The organism is Methanosarcina acetivorans C2A (assembly GCF_000007345.1).
GTDB lineage: Archaea > Halobacteriota > Methanosarcinia > Methanosarcinales > Methanosarcinaceae > Methanosarcina > Methanosarcina acetivorans.
In genome coordinates this window covers 2,866,031-2,890,414 of the sequence record NC_003552.1, presented here as the reverse complement: position 1 = coordinate 2,890,414, position 24,384 = coordinate 2,866,031, and the positions used below count along the sequence as shown (strand labels likewise).

Sequence of the window (24,384 nt, the reverse complement as noted above, 5' to 3'; positions counted from 1 at the left end):
AAGAGCAAACATAAAGGTAGAGGGTTTACGTTGTTGAATTGTTTCTCCGCAAATCATATTGCAACATATTATTTTTCTCCATGAGAACGGCATATTGGAATCATTTAACTTCTGTTAATCGCCTTTAAGCACTCGCATGCTTCTTTTATCAAGTAGTTTCTGTTATCGCCCCTATGAATCCGTGCCGAACGAAGTAACCCTATACTCATGAAAAAAGGCAAAACGCCGGTAATGCTGGTGAAGTCCTTCTCGTCCCTGCTATACTCCCAGAGAAAATTTCCTATATATGGTTCGGCTCTCCAGCTTCCGCCTTTATGCAATTCGAATTCTTTTTTAAGTTCTGCAGTAAGGATCCCGATATCTCTTACAGGATGCGCCTGGAACCAGGAGCTTTCAAAATCAATTGCGTAGGGCTTACCTTTATAAAAAATATAATTGGAAGGAGTAACGTCCCTGTGAACCATACAACCGTACTCCCTATCGAGCAAAGAGCTATACCACCATTTTCCAAGCAATTTATTGAAAGTCTTCCTGGTATCATGATCCAGTTTTAGATGATCCAGTACCTCGTGGTAATTTTTGAATTCTTTTTCCTTATTGTAAGAGGATTTCGTATTTTCATGAAGCTGTCGAAGCATATGCGCCACGGCAGCAAGCCGTTCATAGAGTTTTTCTTCACGTTTTATGTACCAGCCCAAAGATTTTCCAGGTATATATTCGGTTACAAGAACACAGTTGTATTTTTTATGTACCGCAAGGGGCTTTGCAACATTTATTATGGAAGCCGCATGCTTCAGGTTCCTGTATTCATTCATCATACCTTTGTAGGGGTTATAGTCTTTCAATCGGCCGGTAGGTTCGGAAAAAAATTTTGCCATTACGCTGAAGTTTTCACCCTCGAACTGATACTTGCAGACAGTGTGGGAAGAATTATGTTTGAAGACGTTAACCAGACATTCCTTATTCTGAAGTCGACATCCTGTAACTTTCTTAACAAGCCAGTCCCTGAAAGGATCCCCAGGGCTTAAAGTATTAACATGGCGATATTCCACCTCAAATGACCCCCGTTTCAATAAATATTCCAGTAATTATGTTCTTTATCCAGATTATTTGGTATGAAAGTACTTTCAATTGCTTTCATTATTTGTGCCTGCTATTTGAAGAATACCATGTGTGTTTTTCTGAAACTTTCACTATCATGAAAAAGTTAATTTCACTTTTTGTTTCTTATGACCTGTAAACATTGATACTATATATTAACATATAGTGGATATATATTACTGCTGATGTTTAATTTTGAGGATCTTATTTCCTGCTCTCTAATTTTGATTAGATTTTCATTTGCAAAAAATTAGTTTAGAAAATGAAGAAGATCTAAAACTACAGACTTTGGGGATATTTTTATGTAGATAACTTGATATATACTTACCCTCTATATAGATCTTGCTAAACTCATTAGGATCTCTTCAGGAGGATTATTTATTACCAAAGATAGAAGAAAAATACAGTTTACCGGAAATTCTACCTATATAGTGTCCCTTCCCATAAAATGGGTCCGGGATATAGGGCTTAAGCCGGGAGATACGCTGAATCTTACATCCATGCCTAACAAAACCCTGATGGTCTCCTCAAATGTGGTCCCAAATGAACGCTCTGCCCTTAAGGCATCTATAGATTATCTCCACACCGAAAGTGCAGAAAACAACCTCAGAATTATTATTTCTCATTATCTTGCGGGTTACGATTCTCTTAAACTGACTACCAGTAAAGGTTTTAGTGCTGATGACCGAAAGTTTATCAAAGATTCAGTGCGTCAGAAATTGATAGGTCTCGAACTTGTGGAAGAATCCAGGAATGAACTTGTCTTTTTGTGTTTACTTAATTACACTGACCTTCCCCTTGCCAAGGTAATCAAAAACATGTACGGACTTGCGCTGTCCATGCTTCTGGACTCCATGACAGCTCTTCGCAACCACAATATGGAAATTGCAGAGGACGTGATCCAGAGAGACGATGACGTCGATCGCTTTTATCTGCTTGCTGTCCGCCAGCTCAAGGCGTCACTTGATGATGTAGAACTAGCTGAAAAAATAGGGATTAGAAGTCCGCGAGATTGCCTGGGATACAGGCTTATTATAAAAAGTGTCGAGCGCATAGGAGATCATGCAGTCAAGATAGCTTCAAATGTCTTAAAAATGGATGCGGGAATAAGTGATGATGACCCTATCTTTAAAATGGCCGAACTCTCACGAAAGGTTTTCGCAAGTTCTATAGGCTCAATGGCAGAAGATGACCTGCAGGCTATCAACAAAATTGTTGTGGATGCAAAAAAAGTTTCCCAGTTTGGAGTTTCCCTGGAGTCACGGGGTGATGGAAGTTCCCGTAATATCGCGCTTAGCATGATTCTGGAAAGTCTGCGCAGGGTAGCCGAATATAGTGCCGATATCGCAGAAGTTTCAATCAATATGAATGTAAAGAAGATCTGAACCTGAAAATTTTGGGTTTCAAGACTCTTTTTTATTTCTTTTGTGTTTGATATTAAGTGCCTATCCGAAAAGTCGGTAATGCGATCGAAAAGTTACAGCAGGTCTATAATAGCAGGGCTTCCTCTTCGGTTTTGCATATTGCTAATGGTAAGTTACAGTAGGTCACAACACTTTTCGGATAGGCTCTAAGTAGTTTAATTATTTCTCAAGTATTTTGTTTTGAAGTTTACAAGCTATGGAAATACTTCGGTATGCCCGCAATAACTTATGGAGTAGAACATGTGAAAACTTCAAGGTGTCACATTTCCTTTTCACGTCTAAAGTCGAGATATTAAGGACCAATAAAAAACTAACAAACAAAAAAACTCAAATTTCAAAACTTTGTTAGGTGCTTTTTTGTCTGAACCTTTGCCCGGAACCCCTGCTTTTCAACTACTTTTTCCTGCCTTTTATTTTTTATCAATCACATGTTCATACGTTTCAAGAGTCTTTTCAGCTATTCTTTTCCAGTTATATTTCTCTTTGAGAAGATCATGACCTTTTTTCCCCATCCTATTATTCCCAAGCCCTTCAAGAACATAATTAAGGCCCCAGGCGATGGAAGAGGGCTTTTTGTAAGAAATAACGCCTGTTTTGAAATTCTCCACAAGTGCGACCGCATCGCTTGCCACTACAGGCTTTTTTACATCCCAGGCTTCAAGCACGACTATTCCGAAGGGTTCGTTGCGGCTCGGGACGCATACAAGGTCACAGACATTGAACCAGTCTATGACAGTATTGTCCGGAGCATAACCGAGAAAATTGCAGGAATTGCCAATGCCAAGTTTTTGAGCTCGATGTTCACATTGAGCCCGCATATCCCCTTCTCCTATGAGCATGAAATGGGCATCCCTTTTCCTCAGGACTTTTGCTGCAGCTTCAACCAGCAGATCCGGGCCCTTCTGATAAGACATCCTTCCCGTAAAAAGCACAACTGGAAGAGATGGATGAATACCATAGTGCTTTTTCACTTTTCCGGGGTCAATTTTTCTTTTTATTTTTCCCACATTTATGCCATTAGGAATCTCCCAGATTTTATAGTCGGGAATTTGATAAATACGCTGGATTTCATTCTTCAGTACGGTCGAGGTAGTGATCACCTCAGAGGCTTCATATCCGCCAAGCCATTCTCTATGCGATATTTCCTTTGCCTCCCACCAGTGTTCATGTCTGTTTCCATTGCGTCCCCATTCTGTACTGTGGAAGGTCAGGACAAAGGGAAGCCCTAACTGTGCTTTTAGCCTGCAGAGAACGTTTACGGGATGCCAGTCATGCCCATGTAAGATATCAAACTCACCTGCTCGTTCTCTTACCTCCAGGAAACGGAAGTACATACTATTGCACATCCGATTCATCTGTTCCACTATATCCCCATTTTGATCGCAGGCGATTCTATGATAGTTGACACCATTGATTATTTCATCACTATTTTCATATCCTCGTGTAAATAGGTGAACCCTATGCCCTTTTGCAGCAAGGGCTTCAGAGAGTTCAGATACATGGGGCGAAATTCCTCCTATGCGTATAGAATGCAAGCTTTCCCAGGAAAACATTCCTATCTGGATACTTCTCATAGACTTACTCCTTTTTGTCAAACTTTCCTAAAGTCTTTATTTCATTTTGACAACGTCTTTCATCCAAGGGTCAATCGAGCAGTAGCAGTTATAGTATTTGCTTTTAGTACTTTGGTATGAAAGTAATTGAAAGTACTTTCATTATTTGTGCCTGCTATTCGAAGAATATCATGTGTGTTTTTTGACGAATACATGCTTTATGATTGTTTATTTGAAAGATTACAGGCTTAAAAGTCAATCCCTACGGCTGCACAGGTATCAAGGTCCAGATTGATTCTTTTTTATAATCTACGTTAGAATCTACGGAATATTACAGTCAAACATGTTAAAAAATTATCAATTCTAGCTCCAAATATCTTGCCTTACCTGTGCATTATATTACCTAAAATAAGCTAATAAAAAGCTGTTAATAACTGGCCTTTTCTCATTTCTCCCTCCCCAAAAAATAGAATTTGATAACCTGTTCGATTTTGATTTCCAGACTAATAATAATATTCCTAGCTCTTTATATATATCCATTTGTTTCAGTCAAAGATGAAATATCAACCAGCTAGCGGTACGACACGACCTATGGGTCTATAAGTATTTGCGGTATATAATCAGGTTATGGTTGAGTTGATTAAATTGATGCTCAATACAGTTGAGAGTTTAATACTATCGATTTATCGGTTTGACCGCGTATAGTCTTCGGGGAGTTTAAGTTGGTTCTTAGGAAAGTTTAAGTTGTTTTCAAGAACGAAGGGAGGAGGACTTATAGCATACTTTGAATATGTCAGGACGGTTAAGTCAGGTGATACTTTCAGGGACTGGCTTGTCGAAGTGCTCGGGGCTAGAATACAGGATAAAGACTGCGAAGTTCGTGTCTTTAAACTCAGTCATGCGTCACACAAGATATGCAGATACGAATTCAAAGGGGAAGGATTCAGTGTTATAGTTAAATTTTTCGGAATACCCACGGGGATGATAAAAAAATACAATAGTTACGCTTTGATGAAAAAAGAATATGAATACCTTAAAAAAGCTGGAAAAATAATTGATGTCCCGGAACCGATTGCAATAAATAAAAATTTCAGTTGTGTCCTTGTCTGCAAATACGTATCTGGCAGATCTTTATTCTGGTATTTTAATCACAGGAGAAAACTTGAGGAAAAGTTAGAACTCGTAGCAGATATGCTCAGAAAGTTTCATGATAATACGCAGACGTATTACGATAAAGAAAAAGAGTTTTCAAAATTTAATTATGTATTGAAGCACCTCGAAATTAACCGGCGTGAAAAAGAAAACTATAAACATCTGCTTGGGAAATGGTGGCACAGTTCTCTTCTGGATAGGGAAAAAGGCTGTATGATCCACAACGATGCCACTCCTGTTAACTATGTATCCCATAGAGGAAGACCGTTTCTTCTCGATTTAGAGCTGGCATCCAGGCATGGACATTTCGCATGTGACTTAGGGGTACTTTGCGCCGCACTGAAGCACTACTTTGCGCGGAAAGGGTCAGGTCGGAGGGCAGAGCCATATATTAGTCATTTCCTGTGGCATTACAGCAGAAATGAAGAAGAGTTTCGTAAAATAACTAAAGTGATTCCTTTTTATATGGCTTATGGCCTGCTGAGAATTGCCATACTAAAATGGAACGCAAAATACAGGCATTATCTCCTGAGAGAAGCAAAGAACTGTCTGGAAGCAATAGAGAAAACGTAGTTGTTTTACGGACTCCTGATACCCTTATCATATCTAATGAGAGTACCAGGGTAGCTTCGACAATGCCCACGTGATGGAAAAAGAGCTCGAAGAATTACAAAATTGAAAATTAGAGCCAAGGATATCCCTGGGATTTTGTTCCTGACCTTGAAAGTAGAAGGTCTTTTCGGTTCTCAAACCATGCATGGACATCCTTGGGTTGCTGCTTTAGAGGTTTTGCCCATTGTTTTTGTCTATGTTGGAGGTTTAAAAAAGTACTCCACAGCTACAGAGGACTAGATGTCTGCAGCCGACGAGACTGTGTGTGCGGAAGGAACAGGCTTTTCCTGTTTTACAGCTGGTCGCGGTTCTTGACCGACATGTTATATTTGTGGAATAAGAGATATATATAGATTATCTCCTTAAACTATATAGTGACAACAGAAAAAAAATAGTCCTATCGGTATGTGACCAATATCAGGGTTCTGTCCTGGCATGGGTCAAAAGGCCTGTTTTCAGATTGCATAAGAAACCAAAAACGCAATCAGTGAGTGGAGCAGATGCGGACCTGGTAATGGATGATTATTTGATCGAAATAAAAACAGTCAAAGAACTTTCGATCAGGCAAGAGCATATACATCAATTGATTGGGTACTATATTCTTGGAAGAATATGAGGAATAGGCCCTGAAAGGATAGAAGAAGATAAAATCAAATTCGTGCGGCCACCTTACCTAAAGGGAGTATATGCTCCGGGCTGCCTACACGGTTACTGGGAAAGATTCACAGTGATCTTTAACAAGTATCCTACAAGGTATCCTTGATCCAAGTTATTGAAACTCTGCTATCTCCCCTGTCCGATTTCCAATCATTTTACAAAAAAGCAACAACTAAGATATTTAAATCGAAAACAAAGTTTCATAACTTGCATAATATACATACTTGAAAAAATAAAATTGTTTTTACTTAGTCAATGTTTTGCAGGAATGCAAGCACAGTCTTGTTGAACGCCTGTGGGTTTACATTATGCATTAAATGCGGAGAATCAGGAATTATCGCACTTTCTTTATTTGGGAGGCATTGTTCAAGCTTATCTATTATTAGATGAGGTTTTGCCATTTTTCACATAATCCCTTTATTTCCGCTTATATTTAACAACGTAGTTTATTTTGTGAAAAATTTACCTAATAACAACTTAAAATCTATTTAATTCGTTATTTGTATCTATAATTAATATTGGAGTAATAAATAACTCATTAATTTGGAAATAAACTTCTTTTGAACTTTCAAAACATGATAAATATTTATATTTTTATGTGATTTATTGAAATAAGTTGCAATAAATTCTAATTTTTAAAGTAAATGTAATATTATATCAGTTTTTGAGCTTAATTCGTATTTAAAGGCATTTTGAAGTATTATTTTAGAGGCTTTAAAGGGAATTTTTTGTCAAAATACGTGATTTTGACCCATTTTTTTTATTTTAAAGCATTTATATCAATTTTGGCAGAACCTCAGATGAAAAAATTTAGAACTCAATTCACCCTTCACCAAAAGAGTTGGAGCCTTTATAGTTTGTGCGTCCTTACAGGAGAAAAGGGGAAGATAGTCTGATGCCATTGTCTCTGCTTTCAACTCAAGAGCATTGTCCATTACGTTGCTGCGAACTACTTGAGGAAGTTTATCAAAAACGCCTTCTCCTAAGATCCCACTGACAAACGTCGCACACCCTGTTCCAGATCTCCTCGCTGGAATGCCTGCCGTGCAGGCTCCCAGGCATTGGTGATATAAGCTGCTAAGAGCGTATCTCCTCCCGGAATATTCAGAAGCCATGGAAGTAACGGTGGTTCGCAAAGGATCAACGAACGAACTAATTTCGGATGCTCACATACGAATACTAGAGATGTATAAGCTCCATAAGAATGTCCTATAACATGAGCTGACTTGAACCCGATCTTTTTGATTAATTCTGCAAGATCTTTTGCATGAAGAGTGGCAGAGTAATCCATTCCATCACCAACCCAGACATTTGGATGATGATAACGCCGGCTATAAGCAATAACATGATAATATTTCGAAAAAAACTCAATCTGTGAACCCCGTATGCGGTAATCATCTAAAGTTCCATGCACAAAAATAACAGGATCACCTTCTCCCTGTTCCACGTAATTGAGTTCGATACCGTTGACTACTGCCTTTTTTGTTTGAGCTTTCATACTTCCTCCCATACATTTCCCCATTTTCTTTTATGGCCTATTTTAGATGAACATATTGATAAGTGTGCTGCGTTGAATAGAGATTATCAAGTTAGATCGCCTTTTCCTTTTAATTTGATACGTTTTTCCTCAAACGCAATTGGCAAACGAAATTTGTTTATTAACACTACTTCAAATTAGCAATCAATATCAATGGTTTACTACAAAGTCCACTGTTGATGCAATATCAATTCATGCGTCTTCGGTTAAGTGAGGAATCATGATAAATTGCCTCCATTTTCGTAACAGTTCTCAAAAACTGTATCCCATTGAGAGTTGGAACTGGGTATCGATTTCATGTAAAAAGGACAAAATTTAAGGCGACTTTTGGTGCAAAATCGATATCCTTCAGGCAAGAAAATTCCTTAACCGATGATCAATGAATATCAATTGGCATACTATAAAGGCCAGATGGAACTCTACTCCGCTGGCTGGATAAATATGAAAAGCAGCCAGGAGAAGAGTCCCCACTTGGGATCATCCTCTGCGCCGGAAAGAAAGAGGAGCAAATTGAACTTGAGAGCCCATTCATAAATGCCAGATCCACAAGGAATCCAAAAGGCTCCTGAAGGTCATGGTTAAACTGTTATATTGTGTCATGACCGTTCAAAAGCGGAAGCTTCATTAGAAATCAACCTCCTTCTTTTCTTTAGGATTTTTACGCAATAAACAATGGCGAGATGCATGAACTATAGCAAAATGACAAAGGACGATTTTGACAGAATTCTTTACACACGTCTTAATGAGGAAACTCTTCAGTCAATAGTTAAGATTTCGGGTGTTTCTGAAATAGTATCCAAATATTTCAATAACGATACACTTCTTAACGAGGAAACTCTTCAATCAATAGTTAGCATTCCAGACGTTTATGATGTGGTGTCCAGGCATTTCAATAATGATATACTTGAAGTGTGGGAGTATGAGCAGTATATAAAGGTTAAAGAGATTGTAGAAAGAATAGAGTTATGGAATCCGGAATTCCAGCGAACCATAGTACTGTTAAATTTACTGAACGAATTAACCGAAATTATTTACGATACCCTGGATCTAAAACTGGATAAATATGTTAACCTTCGAGCACTTCCGGTTAGGGAGTTCCACAAAGAATCTGTGGAGAAATATTCTTCAACTTACCCTATCTGGACATGTGATTTTGAAGGGTCCTGTCTTGTTGGTGCGGAGAAGTTTGAAATCGAACCTATCGATTCGATTCGCCACCGCTTTGGGGATGAGTAATTGCTTCTGCTTTTTTTATTCTCCAGATTAAATAAAAAAAATTATAAAGATGGATAGAAATTTACTTTCTAATTGTTAATGCGATTTAATGTGGTAAACCGCATCAAATTAATCAATCTTAAATTTTTTAATGATGCCGAAAATAATCCTAGCTTAATTTGAAAAGGGGAGCATATGAAACATTTCATTACAAAAGACACGCCTGTCACGGATGAGACACTTAATGTCATCGCCCATTTGCCTACGAAGAGTCTTCCTGCGATAGTTGAAGATGAATTCTTCGTTAAACTGAGCGACCGCAATTTTATGCGGATAGCCGTTTTACTTGCTCAAAAAAGCTATGATGAAGGCGGCTGCCCCATCGGAGGCGTCATAATCGATAATAACACGCGCCGGATTGTGGGCAAAGGGCATAATACGCTCGTGCAGGATAACGACCCTTACAACCACGGGGAAACTTCAGCCATACGCGATGCGGGGCGGCAGGATTTCAGCAACACCACTATTTTCACCACGCTCAGCCCCTGTGACGTTTGCGCCACGTTGATATATATGCGCCAGTTCGACCGCGTGGTAGTCGGGGATGTTACGAACGCCTCGGGTAATGAACAGATGCTGCACGAGAAGGGTGTCAAAGTCGATATCCTTGAAGACCCTGTGGGGATAGCATTGTATGCGAAATATCGGGCTGAAAAACCGGAGCTCGACATGGAAGACTGGAAAGGTCTGGCTGCCTGTCGTTAGTAAGGCCCGACCGGACTTTGCTTAATAAACGGTTTCTCCGACCTGGCATTTTGCGTTATGGAATCTTGGTATTCCTTTGCTTTAGTGCATAGTGAATAAAACTTAATCCTGTAATTGGCATCACAACTAGCCAGTAAAGTAAATAAATTGCTATGAGACCGTCACTAAAAGACACTTCGTGTGAATGCCTTAACGAGATTTCCCAGACTGCAAAGAAAAGGGAAAATACGGAGATAATACTCGCTACAGATGAAACTGCAAGATATGCTTTCATCGAGTCTGGATGCCTGTGCAGAGATAAAAAGACCAGTAACGAAAATGGGGACAGTAACGCAAGAAGTGTTATCATGATAGGTGTTACAAGGTACCTATAGTCACTGAGAAGTTCTTCACCGCTAACTTCCCAAAAACTTACGATGACCAGTAAAAATAGTGAAATACAAAACGGGACTGCCAGATACCATCTGGGCAGTACTTTCCTTGCATCTGATAAGAAAATTAAAGAGCCGAAAAAAGAGATAGTGCTCATTAATTCCACAAGGACGGATTCATTGCTACCAGGCAGCAAATAGAACATGTTGGATATAATTGCGACCGCAAGCATGAAAATAACAGACATCAATGCAATCGCAATTTTCGTCCTCATCAAATCACTCCTATGAAATATAAAATAAGGTGAAAAGTGAAATATCCTAATGACTGGGTTTTCGATATAAATACTTAGTTGAATATACAGGGTTTAATTGCTTATTATTATTATAATCCCAATTCTACAAAACAATGTTAGGACTAAAGTATTGGTAAAGCTGTTCATATTTGCCCTCAGGCTTAAAATAAAAATTACCTCCAAGTAATGTATAAATAAGGGTATGGAAAAATAAATATGAGGAGAATATAATGGCAAACCATACCGCCGATATATCACTACGCCAGGCTGCAATAGTCGCAGGGTTTGGGTATCTAATTATATTTTTACTGGGGATAATCGCTAATTTTTTTGTTCTCCAGAATCTGATTGTGCCGGAAGATGCTGCAGCAACTGTAAATAATATTATGGCTAATGAGTGGCAATTTCGCCTGGGTATTCTGGGCTTTATTATCATGGTTATTTTTGATGTGGTAGTGGCCTGGGCACTTTATGTTTTACTTAAACCGGTAAACAGGAGTCTCTCGTTGCTTGCTGCCTGGTTCAGGCTGGTGAACGCAACTATTTTTGGAATCGCCCTGTATAATCTCTTCAGCGTTTTGCAACTTTTAGGTGATGCTAACTATCTGGCAGTATTTGAAATAAGTCAGTTGCAAACTCAGGTGATGTTATTTCTCAGTGCGTTTAACTATACCTGGTTAATTGGATTGATATTTTTTGGCTTTCATTTGTTTGTCCTTGGTTATTTGATTCTCAGGTCGGGTTGCATTCCGGGAATTCTTGGCGTCCTGTTGATGATTGCATCTTTAGGCTACCTGATTGATAGTTTTGCAAATTTTCTTTTACCCGACTATGCCGACTACGAAACAATCTTCATGTTGATTGTTGTCGTACCCGGGGTTATCGGGGAATTGTCGCTTACCCTGTGGCTTTTGTTGAAAGGTGCTAAACTACCGGAAAGGATGACAGAACAAGTATAAGCCACAGTTTAAATCCGGTTTTTCCTTTTTGCTTGTAGTTATGGATAAATAAGAAAATTACTGCTTCCAGTTCTCCATGTCTAATTTCAGGAACAATCTGTCACGCCCCTGTCCATACTCATCCTTTCGGTATTCTACAAACTCAAATCCAAACTTATCACAATAAAGATGCTGAGCCCGTAAATTATTCGGATCGACAGTTAAAGTAACAATAGAAATTTCGTTCTTTTTCAGGTAGAGCAGGGACTGTAATAAGAGATAAGATCCGTATCCTTTTCCCTGACATTCTCCTTCGACTGCTATTTCCACCATATAAGCAAGTCCGGGATTGTCCCATCCTCTTATGAATATAGAAAAACCCTTCAAAGAATTGCGGTCAAAGAGCCCGAAAACGTGTCCGAATCGGATAAAAGGAACCAGGGACCAGTTACTGAGTAAATTCTCGTGGAACGCATCACAATCAATTTTAAAAATTGCCTCTATATTTTCTTCGTTTTTCTGGATTAATCGAACATTAAGTTCCTGCTCGTTTATGTCGTTAATAAACCCAACTCCTTAATCGTATGTTCCTATCCTGATAACTGGTTTCCTGATTTTTGCTTATGTTCAGTCGTGCTTGATTTTCTACCTTTGATTTTCTACACCAATTAAAATTATACCCAGAATCTCATCGAGTTTGAACTGCTTTTATACTTATACAATCATTTCCTCACTTTTTGTTGCTTTGTTTCCTGGTGAATGATAAGTAACTGTCAGCCAGATACGGACTTAATAAATTTTATAATATATTGTCAGCCAGGTACGAACTTAATAAATTTTATAAGATATGTTGCAGTATTTTTACTCGTTGCTCCTCTTTATACCTTTAGAGAAGTATTTTAAAATTATCTTCAAAAAGATAACATAACTTCAGTAGCTTTCGATTATCTCCGATTACTTCCTGGATTAATTGTAGAATTGACTCCATAAATGGAGAATTTATCAATAATATGAAAAATGTTAGACCAGTAGAATAATAATAGAATTTGATTAAGGGAGAATCGCTAACTTCTAAAAATATTTTTTTTAAAAATATTTTATTAAAACTCACTTAGGAATGCCAGAAAGCTGTTTTCTGTAGGCTACAAGTTAAATGGGTCAAGGGGATCTCAATAAGCCAGGTTTATTCAAATCAGCAACAAAAATTTATCCCCTTCTCCACAGGAAAACTCCAAACAGCCCGACAAAACAGTAAATAATTTCAAATCCAGGCATAATTACGTTCTCGTTTCCAGAAAAACTTGTATTTCCGGTCTGGTTACCATTCTGCTCGGGTTTCGCTTGAACTTCAGATCCCGTACTTTCATTGTTTTGTTCAGGAACCTGTGTGTCAGGTTCAGACAGGATTTCAGTTACAGTTTCGATTTCAGTTACAGTTTCCTTTGTTGTAACCTTGCCTGTTATTGCAAAAGGCGAGAATCCAGGGGTTTCGGCTGTGAAATATAGATATGTGTCATCTTCCCCTGATATCTTGGTTAAAAGCGGATTCCATTCTTTATCATGGTACCTTTTCAGGGTGATAGAAACCCGATCGATCTCTTCAGCCTGTATCCAGGCTTTTTCAACCTTGAAACATACTACCGGATTTTTGATGGTATCCGAGGTTCCATATCCACCGTTTCCAATCCAGAGATTAAAGAACTTATATATATCATCTGAAGGTAGCTCTGAAACCAGAGCAGATTCATTTTTCAGCATCTCCACAATGGCTGATGTCTTACCTACTGTCTTTTTTGCATCAAAGCTGATGTATACGACACAGGTTACGTTCTTTGTGAAGTCAAACCTGACAGCCTTGCCGTTTGTAATGAAGACCTGGGAAAGTTCCTTTACTTCAACGTTTTTTGCAGGCTCGGGAGAGCCCCCTGCACTACCACCACTACCGCTACTGCCACTGCTACTGTGACTGCTTCCTCCACTGCCTTCTTCACTACTTCCTCCATTGTATTCGTCATTGCTTTCCCCGGCATCGATGCCATCACTGCTATTGTCACTACTATTGTTTGACATGTCAAATTCTGATTTGGAGGCATATCGCGTATTTCCATACAGACCTATGTTGATCCTGTCTCCATTGGGTTCGGGTTCATCAAAATAATTCGATAAAGAGTATCCGGCATCGATACATGGAGAACTAATATTGTCGTTCACCCAGCTGCTCCCATTCCAACGACCTGCTTTTGACTTCAAGTGGTAGTCGTGTTTATCCCTGTCTGCGTATTGAGGATCTGAATTTATATTCGAAGGTGAGGCTTCAACACCTGTGTAATCGCCGCCCGCGTTGTTATAGAAGGAGTTATTTTGCAGGACAAAAGAGTGGGTGTCCGTAAGAAGGTTACATATTCCATACCCTTCTCCTGCCGGAGACATATAAGTATTTGTTATAATGTTGTTTCTTACTGTAATCACATACCCTGAACCGTCCGGAGCCGAATAGTATGCCCTGTCCTGCACAATACCGGCTCCGTATGCCCCATCAATCACATTATTTTCAATAAGCCCGTTAAACCCCTCGGCTAAGACTCCACCTGTTACTTCGCTGCTTAAGCTAATTCCGGTATTGTAGATCTGGTTATGGTGAATGTGCACATTTGCTGAGGCCGTGGAATAATTTCCGGACCCGAATACCAGAATTCCCGAAAGAGCAGTGTTGTAGATTACGTTATTACAGACCTCAATATCATCCATTGTGTGATCAGGTCCTTCTTTCTGGACCTCGATTCCTGCCCCACCGGAACCTTCGGACCTGATATTATTGTCATGGAAACTGGCTTTGTTTGTATTGTATAATCGCAGACCGCTGTTTGTTCTGCAGGTTATTGTGTTGTTATAGGCTTCCACATCCGAACAGATAATGGCATATAGAACATCGTGGCCCAGTAAGTATGCTTCATTATTGTAGAATTTTACGTTCGAACAGTTTTCAGCCTTTAAGCCATCTCCATGGTTATTTGTCAGATACATATTATACACACTTATGTTCTGACAATCATTCAGGTGGATCAGATTGTAATAGCCTTTTCCACTGATCACATTTGTATTTCCTTCCCTATTTCCGTCAATAATAAAACCGCAAATTGTAATGTTGTGGCTTCCAGAATTATTTTCTTTAATCATCGGCTTGGAGTTTGACCATTTAGCATTACTGACAAGCTTGATTTTTGCATCCGAATCTCCTTCAAAGCTCGTACTGCTGCCTATAAGGAGGGTGTCGTCAACAAAGTAAGTAAACGGCCCTTTGAGATAGACAGTTGTATATCCAGGATTTTCTGCCACGAAGTTAAGAGCCTGATTGATCTGGACATGGTCATCCGTTCCGTCACAGTTGAAATCTCCACTTCCATCTCCCGCAACGTAGACTATTGGTGCTGAACTCGTGTATAAAGCTGCAGGAACGCCTGCAAGTATAAAAAAGCCTGTAAGAAGGAAGCTTGTAAGAAGTAAGCCTGTAAGGAGGATGCCAGCAAGTAAAAATTTTTTGAACATTTGATTCAATATCTGTCACCTGTAAATTCTCTGCAGCTTGTTCATATTCTACGGATTCATATTCTACGGATTCACATTCCATGGATTCGCTTTTTACTTGTTCTTTGGTTCAACTGCGAAAATCCTGAAAAATCTCAGATTTAAATGGGAATTGGACCACAAACATAGACTTCTATAAGAGGGAAAAATTAGATAACAGGGATCAATTATTCCTGTCATCTACTGCATTTATTCCCTTTTCCGTTTATCCCCTTCTCCACAGGAAAACTCCCAAAAGCCCGATAATACAATAAATACTTTCAAACCCAGGCATAGTCTTCTCTGGTTTCTCTTCAATGTCGGATTCCATACTTTCGTTTTGTTCAGGAACCTGAGCTTCGGGTTCGGGCAGGATTTCAATCACATCTTCCTGGGCTGTAAGCTTGCCCGTGATTGCAAAGGGTGAGAATCCCGGGGTTTCGGCTGTGAAATACAGATACTCGTCGTCTTCCCTGAGCAGAGTGCCCGGAAGTTCGTTCCATTTCTTTTCACCGTACCTGTTCAGAACAACTGAAGCCTGATCAATCCCTTTGTCCTGTATCCAGCCTTTTTCAACCCTGAAACAGACGACTGGGTTTTCTATATTCTTTTCAGTTGCGTACCCGCTGTTCCCAACCCAGATATTGAGATAATTGTAGACCTCGCCTTCAGGTGTTTCCGGGGTAAGCGTCGATTTGTTTTTCAGCATCTCAACAATGGTCGTTGTCTTGCCGACCGTCTTCTTTGAATCAAAACTCAAATAAACAATAGCAGTGGCGTTCTTTGGGAAATTAAACTTTGCAGGGTTATCATTTGTAATGAAGACCTGGGAAAGTTCCTTGACCTCAACATTTTTTGCAGGTTCGGGAGAGCCCCCACCTCCGCCACTGCTTCTGCTACTGCTACTGTGACTGCTTCCTCCACTATTGCTCCCTTCGGAACTGCTTTCCTCCATCACGGTTATTGAGGCCGCTTTTGAAGATGTTCCGCCTGCGTTGCTCACTGCAAGGCAAATGTTAAAAGTTCCTGCCGTGCAGTAAGTATGAACCGGGTTCTGCTCGGTTGAAGTATATCCGTCTCCGAAGTCCCAGTTCCAGGAAGCCGGAGTTCCTGTACTGCTGTCACAAAACTGGACCGTTAACGGGACATTTCCGGATGTTACATTTGAGTAGAAATTAGCCGAGGGAGGTTGTGGCAGTACTGTTATGTAATTTATTTTTTGAGTGGAATTAGATCCTTCATCGTTTTCCACAGTCAATCTAACAGAGTAATTTCCGACCTTGGAATATTCATGGACCGGATTCTGCCTTGTTGAGGTATTTCCGTCCCCAAAGTCCCATGCCCAGGATGTTCTAACTCCGGTTGACGTATCCTTGAACGCTACGCTCAAAGGCTGGTGTCCGGTTGTGCAGTTGCTGGTGAAATTAGCAACCGGAGTTGCCGGCTCAACAACCGTAATCGTCTGGAGCATCGAATCGCTGGAAACGTCGTTTGTTACCGTCAAATTGACCGTATAGGTTCCCGGGGTTGTATACGTATGTACGACATTTGCAGTATTACTTGCAGGCGAACCGTCCCCAAAATCAAATAGTTCGGTTGTCTGGTTGATACTGTAATCCGTAAAGGTCACGTTCTTCCCGGCGAATATAATATTTGTAGAAACCGTGAAATTTGCAGTCACATTCGAAAATCTGGGGAGCTGCACCCAGGAGGTATTTCCCAGCTCTCCCATGCGATAAAAAACTCCGCCATTACTACTTGTATAGTTTAGAATTGCATCCAGTCTTGCGGTTGAAGTTTGGTATCGTCCGGTAACACTTTCAGTAATTGTGTGCCCGTATAATACCAGTACGGTTCCATCTTCTATTGCGCGGTCAATTCCATATTGTATAGACTGTAAGCTTGTATCGGTGTGATCATCTATTTCAACACCATACAAAAGTTGATCATCGTCCCAATCGTAGTAAGCCAGAGGTGTTTGATTAACATTATCATTTATAACATCGGGGACTCCAGTTCTAAGTGTCCGGAAATATGGAGCTACTATTGCATCGGTAGTTGGATTTCTATCCGAATAGGGATATGCGAAAGTCGAAACCGGATAACCACATCGGGTGAGTTCTACAATGTTCGGGAAGATTTCCTGATCGAGCCACTCTGCAGGAGTGTAAGTACTTAGAAACGTAACTGAATTTGTGTGATTGTATCCATGTGCAGCTATTTCCCACCCAGCTTCATGCAGTGCATTCATTTCATATAACAGAGTCTCACGTGGGATCTTGCTGTTACTTACTTTATTTATGTTCATAGTGCACTTGGCGTTATACTTCTGAAATATTGGCAAATATTGATAACAGGTCTGAGTATTTCCTGTATCGTCCCATGATAAGGCAATGCCTCCTGGTCTACTGAAGCTCTTTAAGTTGTTGGGACTAAAGGTTGTACTGTCGTTATTTGCGCCGTTATTGCCGTGTTCTGAATTGTTAACTGTGGTATTTCCGCTGTCTTCTGACCAGTTGTTATACAAAAATTGATCAGTATCTGCACATGCAGGACTGGCTAGACTAATTGCAAATATGAGAAATAGTCCGTATTTTACATATGGTTTAAACCTAATAAGTTTCATCGCGATCAGACCCCTCTATTGAGACAAGCTTAACCATTTATTTGCAAACTGGTTAAAAACCCCCTCTTACTGTTTCAATGAGGAAAATTTTTCTTTTTGGAAGTCAAACAAAAATTTTCCTTTTTCTTTTGCTGCAAATTTAGTGTCATGATTAGAGTGTGTAACTGGCATGAATCTCGTAATTGGACATTAAATATTCAAACCTATTCAATATCCAGAATAGAAAGCCTAATTATATGTACATCCCCGGATTATGATAAAGAGTCTCGCCTCCAACAATAGAAATATTATCATATAGTAACGTATACTACATTAAAATATTTATGCTTAAGTAAGCCTTGTTCAGGTTGCCTTCATACCTGACCATAATTATAAGAATTATGAGATTTCTAGAAAAGTTACCCAAATAAACAAATAGACTAAAAAATAAGTAGAAATATATAGAACATAGTGTGACGGTTGGTTTAAATCAAGGAACGGTTTATCTCAAAAGTTTTTTAGAGAGCCTAATTTTTGTTTTCCTGTGTTGTTTGTTTTATATCGCGTAAATTTCGAATATTTATCAGGGCCTGTGAGGAAAGACCGTTGGACACTATTTTGGGAATTTTTGGGAAATTAAGTAATACCAGAAAATTTGACAGCCCTCTCAAAACTCAAAGATAAACCTAAATTTTTTTAAATAAAACAAGAAGAGTATTGGTATTAGTTTCATCCCCAATTATCCTTGTTTTTTAACTGGTGGCATCTGAGGCTATTCACGGACTTACGGTAAGCCCACTTTCAAACGTTTCTTCATGTGAACTTTGGGTTCAAGGGCGGAAACATTGTATCTACCGATATACAGTCTGATCGCATTTGTAACAATATCACCGCTTATATATCTGTTCTACAAAAACCCGGGCCCGGTGCTCTATGTAATACTTTCTCCCTGGCGCTGGCTGATGATCGGTGGACAGTTGATTGCTTCAATAACTGCCCCAGAGCTTTTCCGGACACCCTTCACAGGTTTAAAATAAGTTCCCGGCCCCCGAACTGAATATTCCCCCAAAGCAGCCTCCTGAATGTACGGGGAATTTACCGGTGGGTAAAAGACAACTTCTGCTCTCAGGAACGACAGAATAAAGTGAATAAAGAAGTTGTAAGGGGCAAAATATCTTTTTAGTTCGCTTGAGTGAAGACTCAAAATAACATTATCTTTCCACAAGTAGTCATCTCACATCCACATCGTATACGCTTCCAGGTACTTTTCCGGTTACGTTTCTTCCCGGCAATTAAAAGGTAAACCTGCCTTAACATTCTATCGCTTGCAATACAGGCTTTTCTTAGAAAAACCTGGTTTTTCCAAAAAAATAAGAAATATTTATAAATTTTGCTTCATTTAGTAAGAATCAAAAATATTAATTTCATACTTCAGCTCGAAAAATCAGGTTCTTTGTTTTTCCTGTAAAACGGGGGATTAACCCCTTCATATTTAAGAATCAGAGGAACCTCAGGTTATACTGATCATGATTTATCTCCATCGAAATGTCTGTTAAGATTCAATAAGGTGAACGAAAATGAGTGAAATTGACTGGGACTCCCCCAAAGGTGCCGAAAAGTATGACCGAAACTGCGACCATCAGTTTCAGAAAGGACAGGTACTGGTAGAAATGATGGGAATAAAAAAAGGGGATTTCGTGCTTGATGTCGGCTGCGGGACCGGGAGACAGGCTCTGAACGTCGCTGAAATTATCGGGCCGGCTGGCCAGCTCACGGGTATCGATCCTTCCTCATACCGCATTGAGCTTGCACGAAAGAAATTTGTGGAAGGTTCCCCCGGAAATGTCCGTTTTCTGGTAGGGCAAGCCGAGAACCTCAGAGCCGTGCCGGATAACTCGATAAACCATGCTTATTTCTGCTCCTCATTCCACTGGGTTGATGACAAGAAAACCGCCCTTAATGAAATATACCGGGTACTTCTGCCAGAGGGCAGGGTTGGCATGACGACTCTTGATAGGAACAGCCCTAACAAGATGAGAGCACTTGTAGACCCCGTTCTTGCAAAATATAACATTGAAAAACGTCACGAATGGCACAGGGGCATGAAAAAAGTAACTGCACCGGAACTCCACGATTTGCTTTCAGGCACCGGTTTTACCGGAATCTCAATCGAGCCAAGGGCCGTCCAGCGGAAGTATAATTCTCCAGGAGAGTTTTTGCAGCACCTGGAAGAGAAAGACAGCCCCGAGGGAGTATTGAAAGACATTCCAGAAGAGATCAGAAAAAAGATCAGAAAGGAGATTACTGAAGAATTCAGAAAAGCCCATACTCCGGAAGGCACTGGTTTTGGAAATATTACGCTTTTTGCAATTGCAACAAAACCGAACTAAAGGATGTAGATGAGTGTAAAATCAATGAACAGGGACATTTTCAAGGATTTCAGGTATAGTAAAATCCATTTTTTGCTCCCTCTTTCAGGAAACAAGCGAATTAATATATAAATGCATTGTAATAAATATAAATCAAAACAAAATTTAACTTAAACACTGGAAATAGCACTAAATACCAGAAACCCATAAACCAGGTTTGGGCTAACTAACAAGGAGATTTAGCTTATGATAAAATCTGGTGGTTCTTTTTATTATAAGGGAGAACGCTGTACTATCGGGGCTGTCATCTTGCTCAAGGGCCTGCCTTACATGGTTACGGTTTCTCATGTATTTCGGCGTGGGGAAGGAGACCATTTAACAGTTGACGGAAGAAAACTCACTGTGACGAGCATTTTGAAAGCCTTTGATTTAGCTCTGATAGAGCTTCCTCCCGTCTGCACGTTTGAAATCACCGAGCTTGGCAGTGCAGCTGAACTGGAGCAGGCTGTACTTGTTAATGATATCCATGCTATTAAATGCAGGGTGGTTAGTGCCGGTACCTCACTTCTTTTTCTGGGCTTCCAGTGCTATAACATGCCCGAACCTGGAGACAGCGGTTCTCCTATTCTGCAGGCGGGAAAGGTAATAGGGATCATTTCCTCGATAACGCTGGATACCTGCATGGGAATTGCAATTTCTTCCAGTATTATAAGCAGCCTGGAAGGACAACGAAGTGGAGGATGAAAATTGAAGAATGAAAGTTGAAGGATGAAAGATGAAGGATAAAGATGAAACAGAGATTTAAGAAACAAGTTCTTTTAAAACAAGTCTGATCTGTAAAAGCGATATGTCGGAAAATCAAAAAAGAAGGCTTGATTTAAGCCTCCCTTTTCTCTCCTCTCCTTAATCATATAGTACATAACCAGTGGATGCCAACTTTTTTGAGGGAAATTTTGGCCCTCAAAACCTTGGTTTTTAAGCTGATGTCACTTCTTTTTCTTGCTTTGCGTTTCTGGCTGGTTACTCTGAAATGCAGTTATTGGCTCTGGAATTTACCTCTGAATTCCATAAGAACATCTGCAGTATTATTGTATTCCCTATCTGGAAACTTCTCAAGAGCTCTAATAACTTCGCTACGGGCATCGTGCTTTTTAGCATGTTCGATAAGTTGACTCTTCGTTGAAGGATATTTCAGCTCCCTGAGCGCCTCTATAGCCCTTTGAATGCCTTCGAATTGCTTGAGGACATCAGCAGCGTTGTTGTATTCCCTATCTGGAATACCCTCAATAGCCTGGATCACTTCGCTGCGGGCATTCATACTTTTAGCTTTCTCGATAAGTTGATTCTTTGTTACAGGATATCTTATCTCCCGGAAAGCCTGTACAGCTTCCTGCATCGAACTCTGAACTTCAGCAGCAGAACTTGCTTGCATTTATTTTATCCCCCATGTTTTGGTTCTATTTGCTGTAGAATTCTTTCTAACATCAAGTGTTGCCTTATTTCTGTCCAGAAGAACCTTAAGAACTCCTATGATCTCCAGTATATAAACTCCTCTCCGGTTTAAACTTCTACTGAGGAGTTCATCTCCCGGATTCAGATATCAGTTGCCTTTCCCAATTAAGTTGTCACCCACCATAGGGCATTATATGATTATTATTATAAAAAAGAATTCAACTCAAACATTTATTAGAAGCTAAATATTGGTCATATTATTTCCACATTCTGAGAAAAACAGAGTTTTGAGATCGTATGATTTATCAGGCAATTTATGGGATACCCTGGCTGTATCGTGCCCTGATGTGAATTCACTATCCCATAATCAATATATTTCCAGAGCTCTTGCAGCCATGAGTGGATTGAATTTCCTCCTTAATTATCCTGTACCGAGAAAAAGTTATGGAGAAGTTTTTAAACAGGTTTGTTTTTAACGAATAACCCGCAGAATGCAGCGCACCATTGTCAGTTTCACCATGAGAGCTGATGCTGGAATACTTCACACCTGTTCTGCAATCCAATACCTTCAACATGTAATAGCTGGAAGGCTACATAATTCAGACCTTTCAGACCCGAAGCATAAGTCTGACGTAGGTAGTCATTTTTACGGGACAGCAATTCCAGGTACGATTGCCGCCTCCGCGTCAAAAGCACACCGCTATTACACAGTCTACCGCCTCAATAGCATCAGGGAAAAAACCGGTTATGGCTTGTAGTTGGCAGTCCCCACATCGAGAGCATCATACACGTTTTGCAGGTCGTCTTGAGTGATTCTTGCAGTGCCTTTAAAGGGTCGAAGTATAAGATCCTCATCCAGAACCTTGACTCGATAACTCCACCCCGACGGCAGCTTGAGCTTCTTGTCGAGTGTATTGAGGTCCTCATATGTCAGGTTCTTGTCCACGAAATCAGTGTAGGACTTCATGACCCAGGGCGTACCGTCGGGGTCATCCAGAATAAAGACGGGTTTGCCTTTATCAAAGAATATCTCCGATTTGCGATCAACCTTCGTCGGCATGTAAGGCTCCTTGCCAAAAGCAGCGCCTGCCTGCACGGTACCCATCCACCGTGCCTTCAAGCCGTCGAAGTCGCGCATTGTAGGTGCTACAGGTATGTCCCCCGAATCAAGCACAAAGTAGCGGGGAGGATTTAAGGCTACTCCCGGAACGTTATACTGCTCCTTCACCGCCTCGGTTGAGAAGTTAGCCATAATTGAATCAGGACAGGTGTCTCTGGGATCCTCCTCGTTGTTCAGGCCCATTGTGTTGTAGAAGCCCGACCCGGCGTCGCCGCACATCAGAAATACCTCACAATAGCGCAGACCACGCAGATTGTCAAAGTGCATGATCTCAGCCTCCTCACCGTCTTTTATAACAAGGTCACAGCCGGACTTATTCTCTTCTTTTACAGTCAATCTCATCTATTTTACCCCCTAATTTCTAGCTTTATTTTTTCATTAATCATGTCGGTTTTGCCCATTTCAGCCTACCTTTAGAATCGGCGGCAATTCCCTTTCCGCATTGATCACTTTGGGGTGTGGGATATACATGCGAGAACTGAGAAACCATCTCTCCACTGCCAGCTGGCAACCAGTTTGATCGGGACAGCAATTCAGGTACTATTGCCACCCCCCGCGTCAAAAGCACACCGCTATTATGCAGTCGATCGTCTCACTGGCAGCAGGACTAAACCCCGGTTATGGATGGTAATTACAAGTCTTCTCACCATTTCTTTCCAAACACGCGCTATATGTGTTTTGCAGGCTGTCTTGAGTGACCTGCCAATCAGTACCGTTAGTACCAATACCATTCATTTCAAGATCCTCAGGCAGAACCTCAACTCTATAGCTCCACCCTGGAGGCAACTCGAGCCTCGTGTCAAGTGTCTGGAGATCCTCATACGTCAGGTTCTTGTCTATGATCTGACAGTAGGACTGCATGACATAGGTTGTGTTGTTGTTGGAGTCTTCCAGAATGAAGACGGGTTTGCCTTTATCAAAATGCCATGTTCTATTGCACTGAACAGGCATCGCCATGTAAACGTTTTCAGCCTCACTAAGGTTGGCGCCTTCCGGAACTACAATGTCGGCTCCCCACCGTGTGTCCAAGCCGTCTAAATTACGCACCCTGATTGCTATTAATACATCCATTGCGTCCATCGTCCAGTTACTGGGTCCGTTCATCCACACCATAGATGAATCGTAATGTTCCTCCACATCTGTCTCTGAGAAGTTTGCAAAGAGGTCTGCGGGGAGCGAGTCCCTGGGATTCTCCCTGATATTCAGGCCGATTGTGTTGAAGATGCCAGTCCCGGCATCGGGGCAACTCAAAAGTATTTCAGCATAGCGATAATCACGCAAATCATCGAAATGAACTTGCTCAGTGTTATTTTTATCATCCAGGACATCAGGACATTTGCAGTCCGGACAGCTTTTCTGGAAAAGAGAGGCCGATTTACTCTGTACGGAACTAGAGCTCGGCTCACCTACTGCCTGAGAAGTGGTGGCATTCGTCTCACCCTCTTCTGGGGTAGAGGCGCAGCCCGCAAATAGCGAAACCGCGATTATCAAGCCAACGACGAAGAGTAATCTCCAGATCTTTGGAGTAGTGTTTCCTCTAACCAGCTTCCCAATTGATCTCATTTCATTTCAACCCCCAATTTCTATCGTGTATTTAATATACCAGGTTAAATATCCGATTTATTAAACTAAATTTTAAGCCAAAATCAAGAA

The 24,384-nt window shown here is 40.5% G+C and carries 19 protein-coding genes and 1 pseudogene; 10 read left to right on the top strand and 10 right to left on the bottom strand.

Features of this window, described 5'->3' with window-relative positions:
* Positions 1–104: 104 nt before the first annotated feature.
* On the bottom strand, positions 105–1,052 hold the full coding sequence (locus MA_RS12165; RefSeq protein ID WP_048066343.1) for a phosphotransferase: 948 nt from the start codon (positions 1,050–1,052) through the stop codon (positions 105–107).
* Between the two features lie 429 nt (positions 1,053–1,481).
* On the opposite strand from MA_RS12165, the gene MA_RS12160 reads away from it, so the two are divergent.
* The gene (locus MA_RS12160; protein WP_083755922.1) at positions 1,482–2,486 is read left to right on the top strand and encodes a phosphate signaling complex PhoU family protein; all 1,005 of its coding nucleotides are present in this window, start codon (positions 1,482–1,484) and stop codon (positions 2,484–2,486) included.
* Between the two features lie 449 nt (positions 2,487–2,935).
* Here the strand turns inward: MA_RS12160 and MA_RS12155 are convergent, their stop codons facing one another.
* A complete protein-coding gene (locus tag MA_RS12155) occupies positions 2,936–4,099 on the bottom strand; it encodes a glycosyltransferase family 4 protein (protein ID WP_048065374.1) in 1,164 nt (387 codons plus the stop codon).
* Positions 4,100–4,822: 723 nt separating this feature from the next.
* On the opposite strand from MA_RS12155, the gene MA_RS12150 reads away from it, so the two are divergent.
* Both MA_RS12150 and MA_RS27000 read left to right on the top strand, forming a co-directional pair.
* A complete protein-coding gene (locus tag MA_RS12150; RefSeq protein WP_011022320.1) occupies positions 4,823–5,803 on the top strand; it encodes a phosphotransferase in 981 nt (326 codons plus the stop codon).
* A gap of 102 nt (positions 5,804–5,905) precedes the next feature.
* Positions 5,906–6,082 (top strand): hypothetical protein, encoded by a 177-nt coding sequence (locus MA_RS27000; RefSeq protein ID WP_157860207.1) that lies wholly within the window; start codon positions 5,906–5,908, stop codon positions 6,080–6,082.
* A 1,399-nt stretch (positions 6,083–7,481) separates the two neighbouring features.
* On the opposite strand, the gene MA_RS12145 is transcribed toward MA_RS27000, so the two are convergent.
* Positions 7,482–7,997: an alpha/beta fold hydrolase gene (locus tag MA_RS12145; RefSeq protein ID WP_157860206.1), complete on the bottom strand. Its 516-nt coding sequence runs from the start codon at positions 7,995–7,997 to the stop codon at positions 7,482–7,484.
* Between the two features lie 438 nt (positions 7,998–8,435).
* On the opposite strand from MA_RS12145, the pseudogene MA_RS29805 reads away from it, so the two are divergent.
* The 3 genes and pseudogenes from MA_RS29805 to MA_RS12135 form a co-directional block, all read left to right on the top strand.
* Positions 8,436–8,554, top strand: a pseudogene (locus MA_RS29805) (cytoplasmic protein); the annotation flags it as partial.
* 181 nt (positions 8,555–8,735) lie between these two features.
* Entirely contained in the window at positions 8,736–9,272 is a 537-nt protein-coding gene (locus MA_RS12140; protein ID WP_226990576.1) for a hypothetical protein, read from the top strand.
* A gap of 237 nt (positions 9,273–9,509) precedes the next feature.
* The gene (locus MA_RS12135) at positions 9,510–10,016 is read left to right on the top strand and encodes a nucleoside deaminase (RefSeq protein WP_226990575.1); all 507 of its coding nucleotides are present in this window, start codon (positions 9,510–9,512) and stop codon (positions 10,014–10,016) included.
* A gap of 55 nt (positions 10,017–10,071) precedes the next feature.
* Here the strand turns inward: MA_RS12135 and MA_RS12130 are convergent, their stop codons facing one another.
* Complete coding sequence (locus MA_RS12130; RefSeq protein WP_048065371.1) at positions 10,072–10,662, bottom strand: hypothetical protein; 591 nt, start codon at positions 10,660–10,662, stop codon at positions 10,072–10,074.
* Positions 10,663–10,913: 251 nt separating this feature from the next.
* Between MA_RS12130 and MA_RS12125 the strand changes: the two genes are divergently transcribed.
* Positions 10,914–11,642 (top strand): DUF4386 domain-containing protein, encoded by a 729-nt coding sequence (locus MA_RS12125; RefSeq protein ID WP_011022315.1) that lies wholly within the window; start codon positions 10,914–10,916, stop codon positions 11,640–11,642.
* A 57-nt stretch (positions 11,643–11,699) separates the two neighbouring features.
* Here the strand turns inward: MA_RS12125 and MA_RS26995 are convergent, their stop codons facing one another.
* The 3 genes from MA_RS26995 to MA_RS12110 form a co-directional block, all read right to left on the bottom strand.
* Positions 11,700–12,050 (bottom strand): GNAT family N-acetyltransferase, encoded by a 351-nt coding sequence (locus MA_RS26995; protein ID WP_226990865.1) that lies wholly within the window; start codon positions 12,048–12,050, stop codon positions 11,700–11,702.
* Positions 12,051–12,827: 777 nt separating this feature from the next.
* Positions 12,828–15,167, bottom strand: a complete 2,340-nt coding sequence (locus MA_RS12115) for a PGF-pre-PGF domain-containing protein (RefSeq protein ID WP_083755920.1) — start codon at positions 15,165–15,167, stop codon at positions 12,828–12,830.
* A 244-nt stretch (positions 15,168–15,411) separates the two neighbouring features.
* The gene (locus MA_RS12110; protein ID WP_226990840.1) at positions 15,412–17,712 is read right to left on the bottom strand and encodes a PGF-pre-PGF domain-containing protein; all 2,301 of its coding nucleotides are present in this window, start codon (positions 17,710–17,712) and stop codon (positions 15,412–15,414) included.
* A 1,655-nt stretch (positions 17,713–19,367) separates the two neighbouring features.
* On the opposite strand from MA_RS12110, the gene MA_RS12100 reads away from it, so the two are divergent.
* Positions 19,368–20,180: a class I SAM-dependent methyltransferase gene (locus MA_RS12100; protein ID WP_011022309.1), complete on the top strand. Its 813-nt coding sequence runs from the start codon at positions 19,368–19,370 to the stop codon at positions 20,178–20,180.
* 225 nt (positions 20,181–20,405) lie between these two features.
* Positions 20,406–20,903, top strand: coding sequence for a trypsin-like peptidase domain-containing protein (locus MA_RS12095; protein ID WP_011022308.1), 498 nt, complete (start codon positions 20,406–20,408; stop codon positions 20,901–20,903).
* 292 nt (positions 20,904–21,195) lie between these two features.
* Here the strand turns inward: MA_RS12095 and MA_RS12090 are convergent, their stop codons facing one another.
* Positions 21,196–21,591, bottom strand: coding sequence for a DUF2795 domain-containing protein (locus MA_RS12090; RefSeq protein ID WP_011022307.1), 396 nt, complete (start codon positions 21,589–21,591; stop codon positions 21,196–21,198).
* A 511-nt stretch (positions 21,592–22,102) separates the two neighbouring features.
* Between MA_RS12090 and MA_RS26990 the strand changes: the two genes are divergently transcribed.
* A complete protein-coding gene (locus MA_RS26990; protein WP_011022306.1) occupies positions 22,103–22,369 on the top strand; it encodes a hypothetical protein in 267 nt (88 codons plus the stop codon).
* Here MA_RS26990 and MA_RS12085 read toward each other — a convergent pair.
* Both MA_RS12085 and MA_RS24595 read right to left on the bottom strand, forming a co-directional pair.
* On the bottom strand, positions 22,357–23,073 hold the full coding sequence (locus MA_RS12085; RefSeq protein WP_011022305.1) for a hypothetical protein: 717 nt from the start codon (positions 23,071–23,073) through the stop codon (positions 22,357–22,359). The genes MA_RS26990 and MA_RS12085 overlap by 13 nt on opposite strands.
* A 276-nt stretch (positions 23,074–23,349) precedes the next feature.
* Entirely contained in the window at positions 23,350–24,294 is a 945-nt protein-coding gene (locus MA_RS24595) for a hypothetical protein (protein WP_011022304.1), read from the bottom strand.
* Positions 24,295–24,384: the final 90 nt, after the last annotated feature.

Excerpts from the sequence above, each read along its gene's own strand:
- MA_RS12155 (WP_048065374.1), bottom strand. The coding sequence starts at position 4,099 with ATGAGAAGTATCCAGATAGGAATGTTTTCCTGGGAAAGCTTGCATTCT.
- MA_RS12145 (WP_157860206.1), bottom strand. The coding sequence starts at position 7,997 with ATGAAAGCTCAAACAAAAAAGGCAGTAGTCAACGGTATCGAACTCAAT.
- MA_RS12140 (WP_226990576.1), top strand. The coding sequence starts at position 8,736 with ATGACAAAGGACGATTTTGACAGAATTCTTTACACACGTCTTAATGAG.
- MA_RS12130 (WP_048065371.1), bottom strand. The coding sequence starts at position 10,662 with ATGAGGACGAAAATTGCGATTGCATTGATGTCTGTTATTTTCATGCTT.
- MA_RS12125 (WP_011022315.1), top strand. The coding sequence starts at position 10,914 with ATGGCAAACCATACCGCCGATATATCACTACGCCAGGCTGCAATAGTC.
- MA_RS12115 (WP_083755920.1), bottom strand. The coding sequence starts at position 15,167 with ATGTTCAAAAAATTTTTACTTGCTGGCATCCTCCTTACAGGCTTACTT.
- MA_RS12100 (WP_011022309.1), top strand. The coding sequence starts at position 19,368 with ATGAGTGAAATTGACTGGGACTCCCCCAAAGGTGCCGAAAAGTATGAC.
- MA_RS12095 (WP_011022308.1), top strand. The coding sequence starts at position 20,406 with ATGATAAAATCTGGTGGTTCTTTTTATTATAAGGGAGAACGCTGTACT.
- MA_RS12090 (WP_011022307.1), bottom strand. The coding sequence starts at position 21,591 with ATGCAAGCAAGTTCTGCTGCTGAAGTTCAGAGTTCGATGCAGGAAGCT.
- MA_RS26990 (WP_011022306.1), top strand. The coding sequence starts at position 22,103 with ATGCAGCGCACCATTGTCAGTTTCACCATGAGAGCTGATGCTGGAATA.
- MA_RS12085 (WP_011022305.1), bottom strand. The coding sequence starts at position 23,073 with ATGAGATTGACTGTAAAAGAAGAGAATAAGTCCGGCTGTGACCTTGTT.
- MA_RS24595 (WP_011022304.1), bottom strand. The coding sequence starts at position 24,294 with ATGAGATCAATTGGGAAGCTGGTTAGAGGAAACACTACTCCAAAGATC.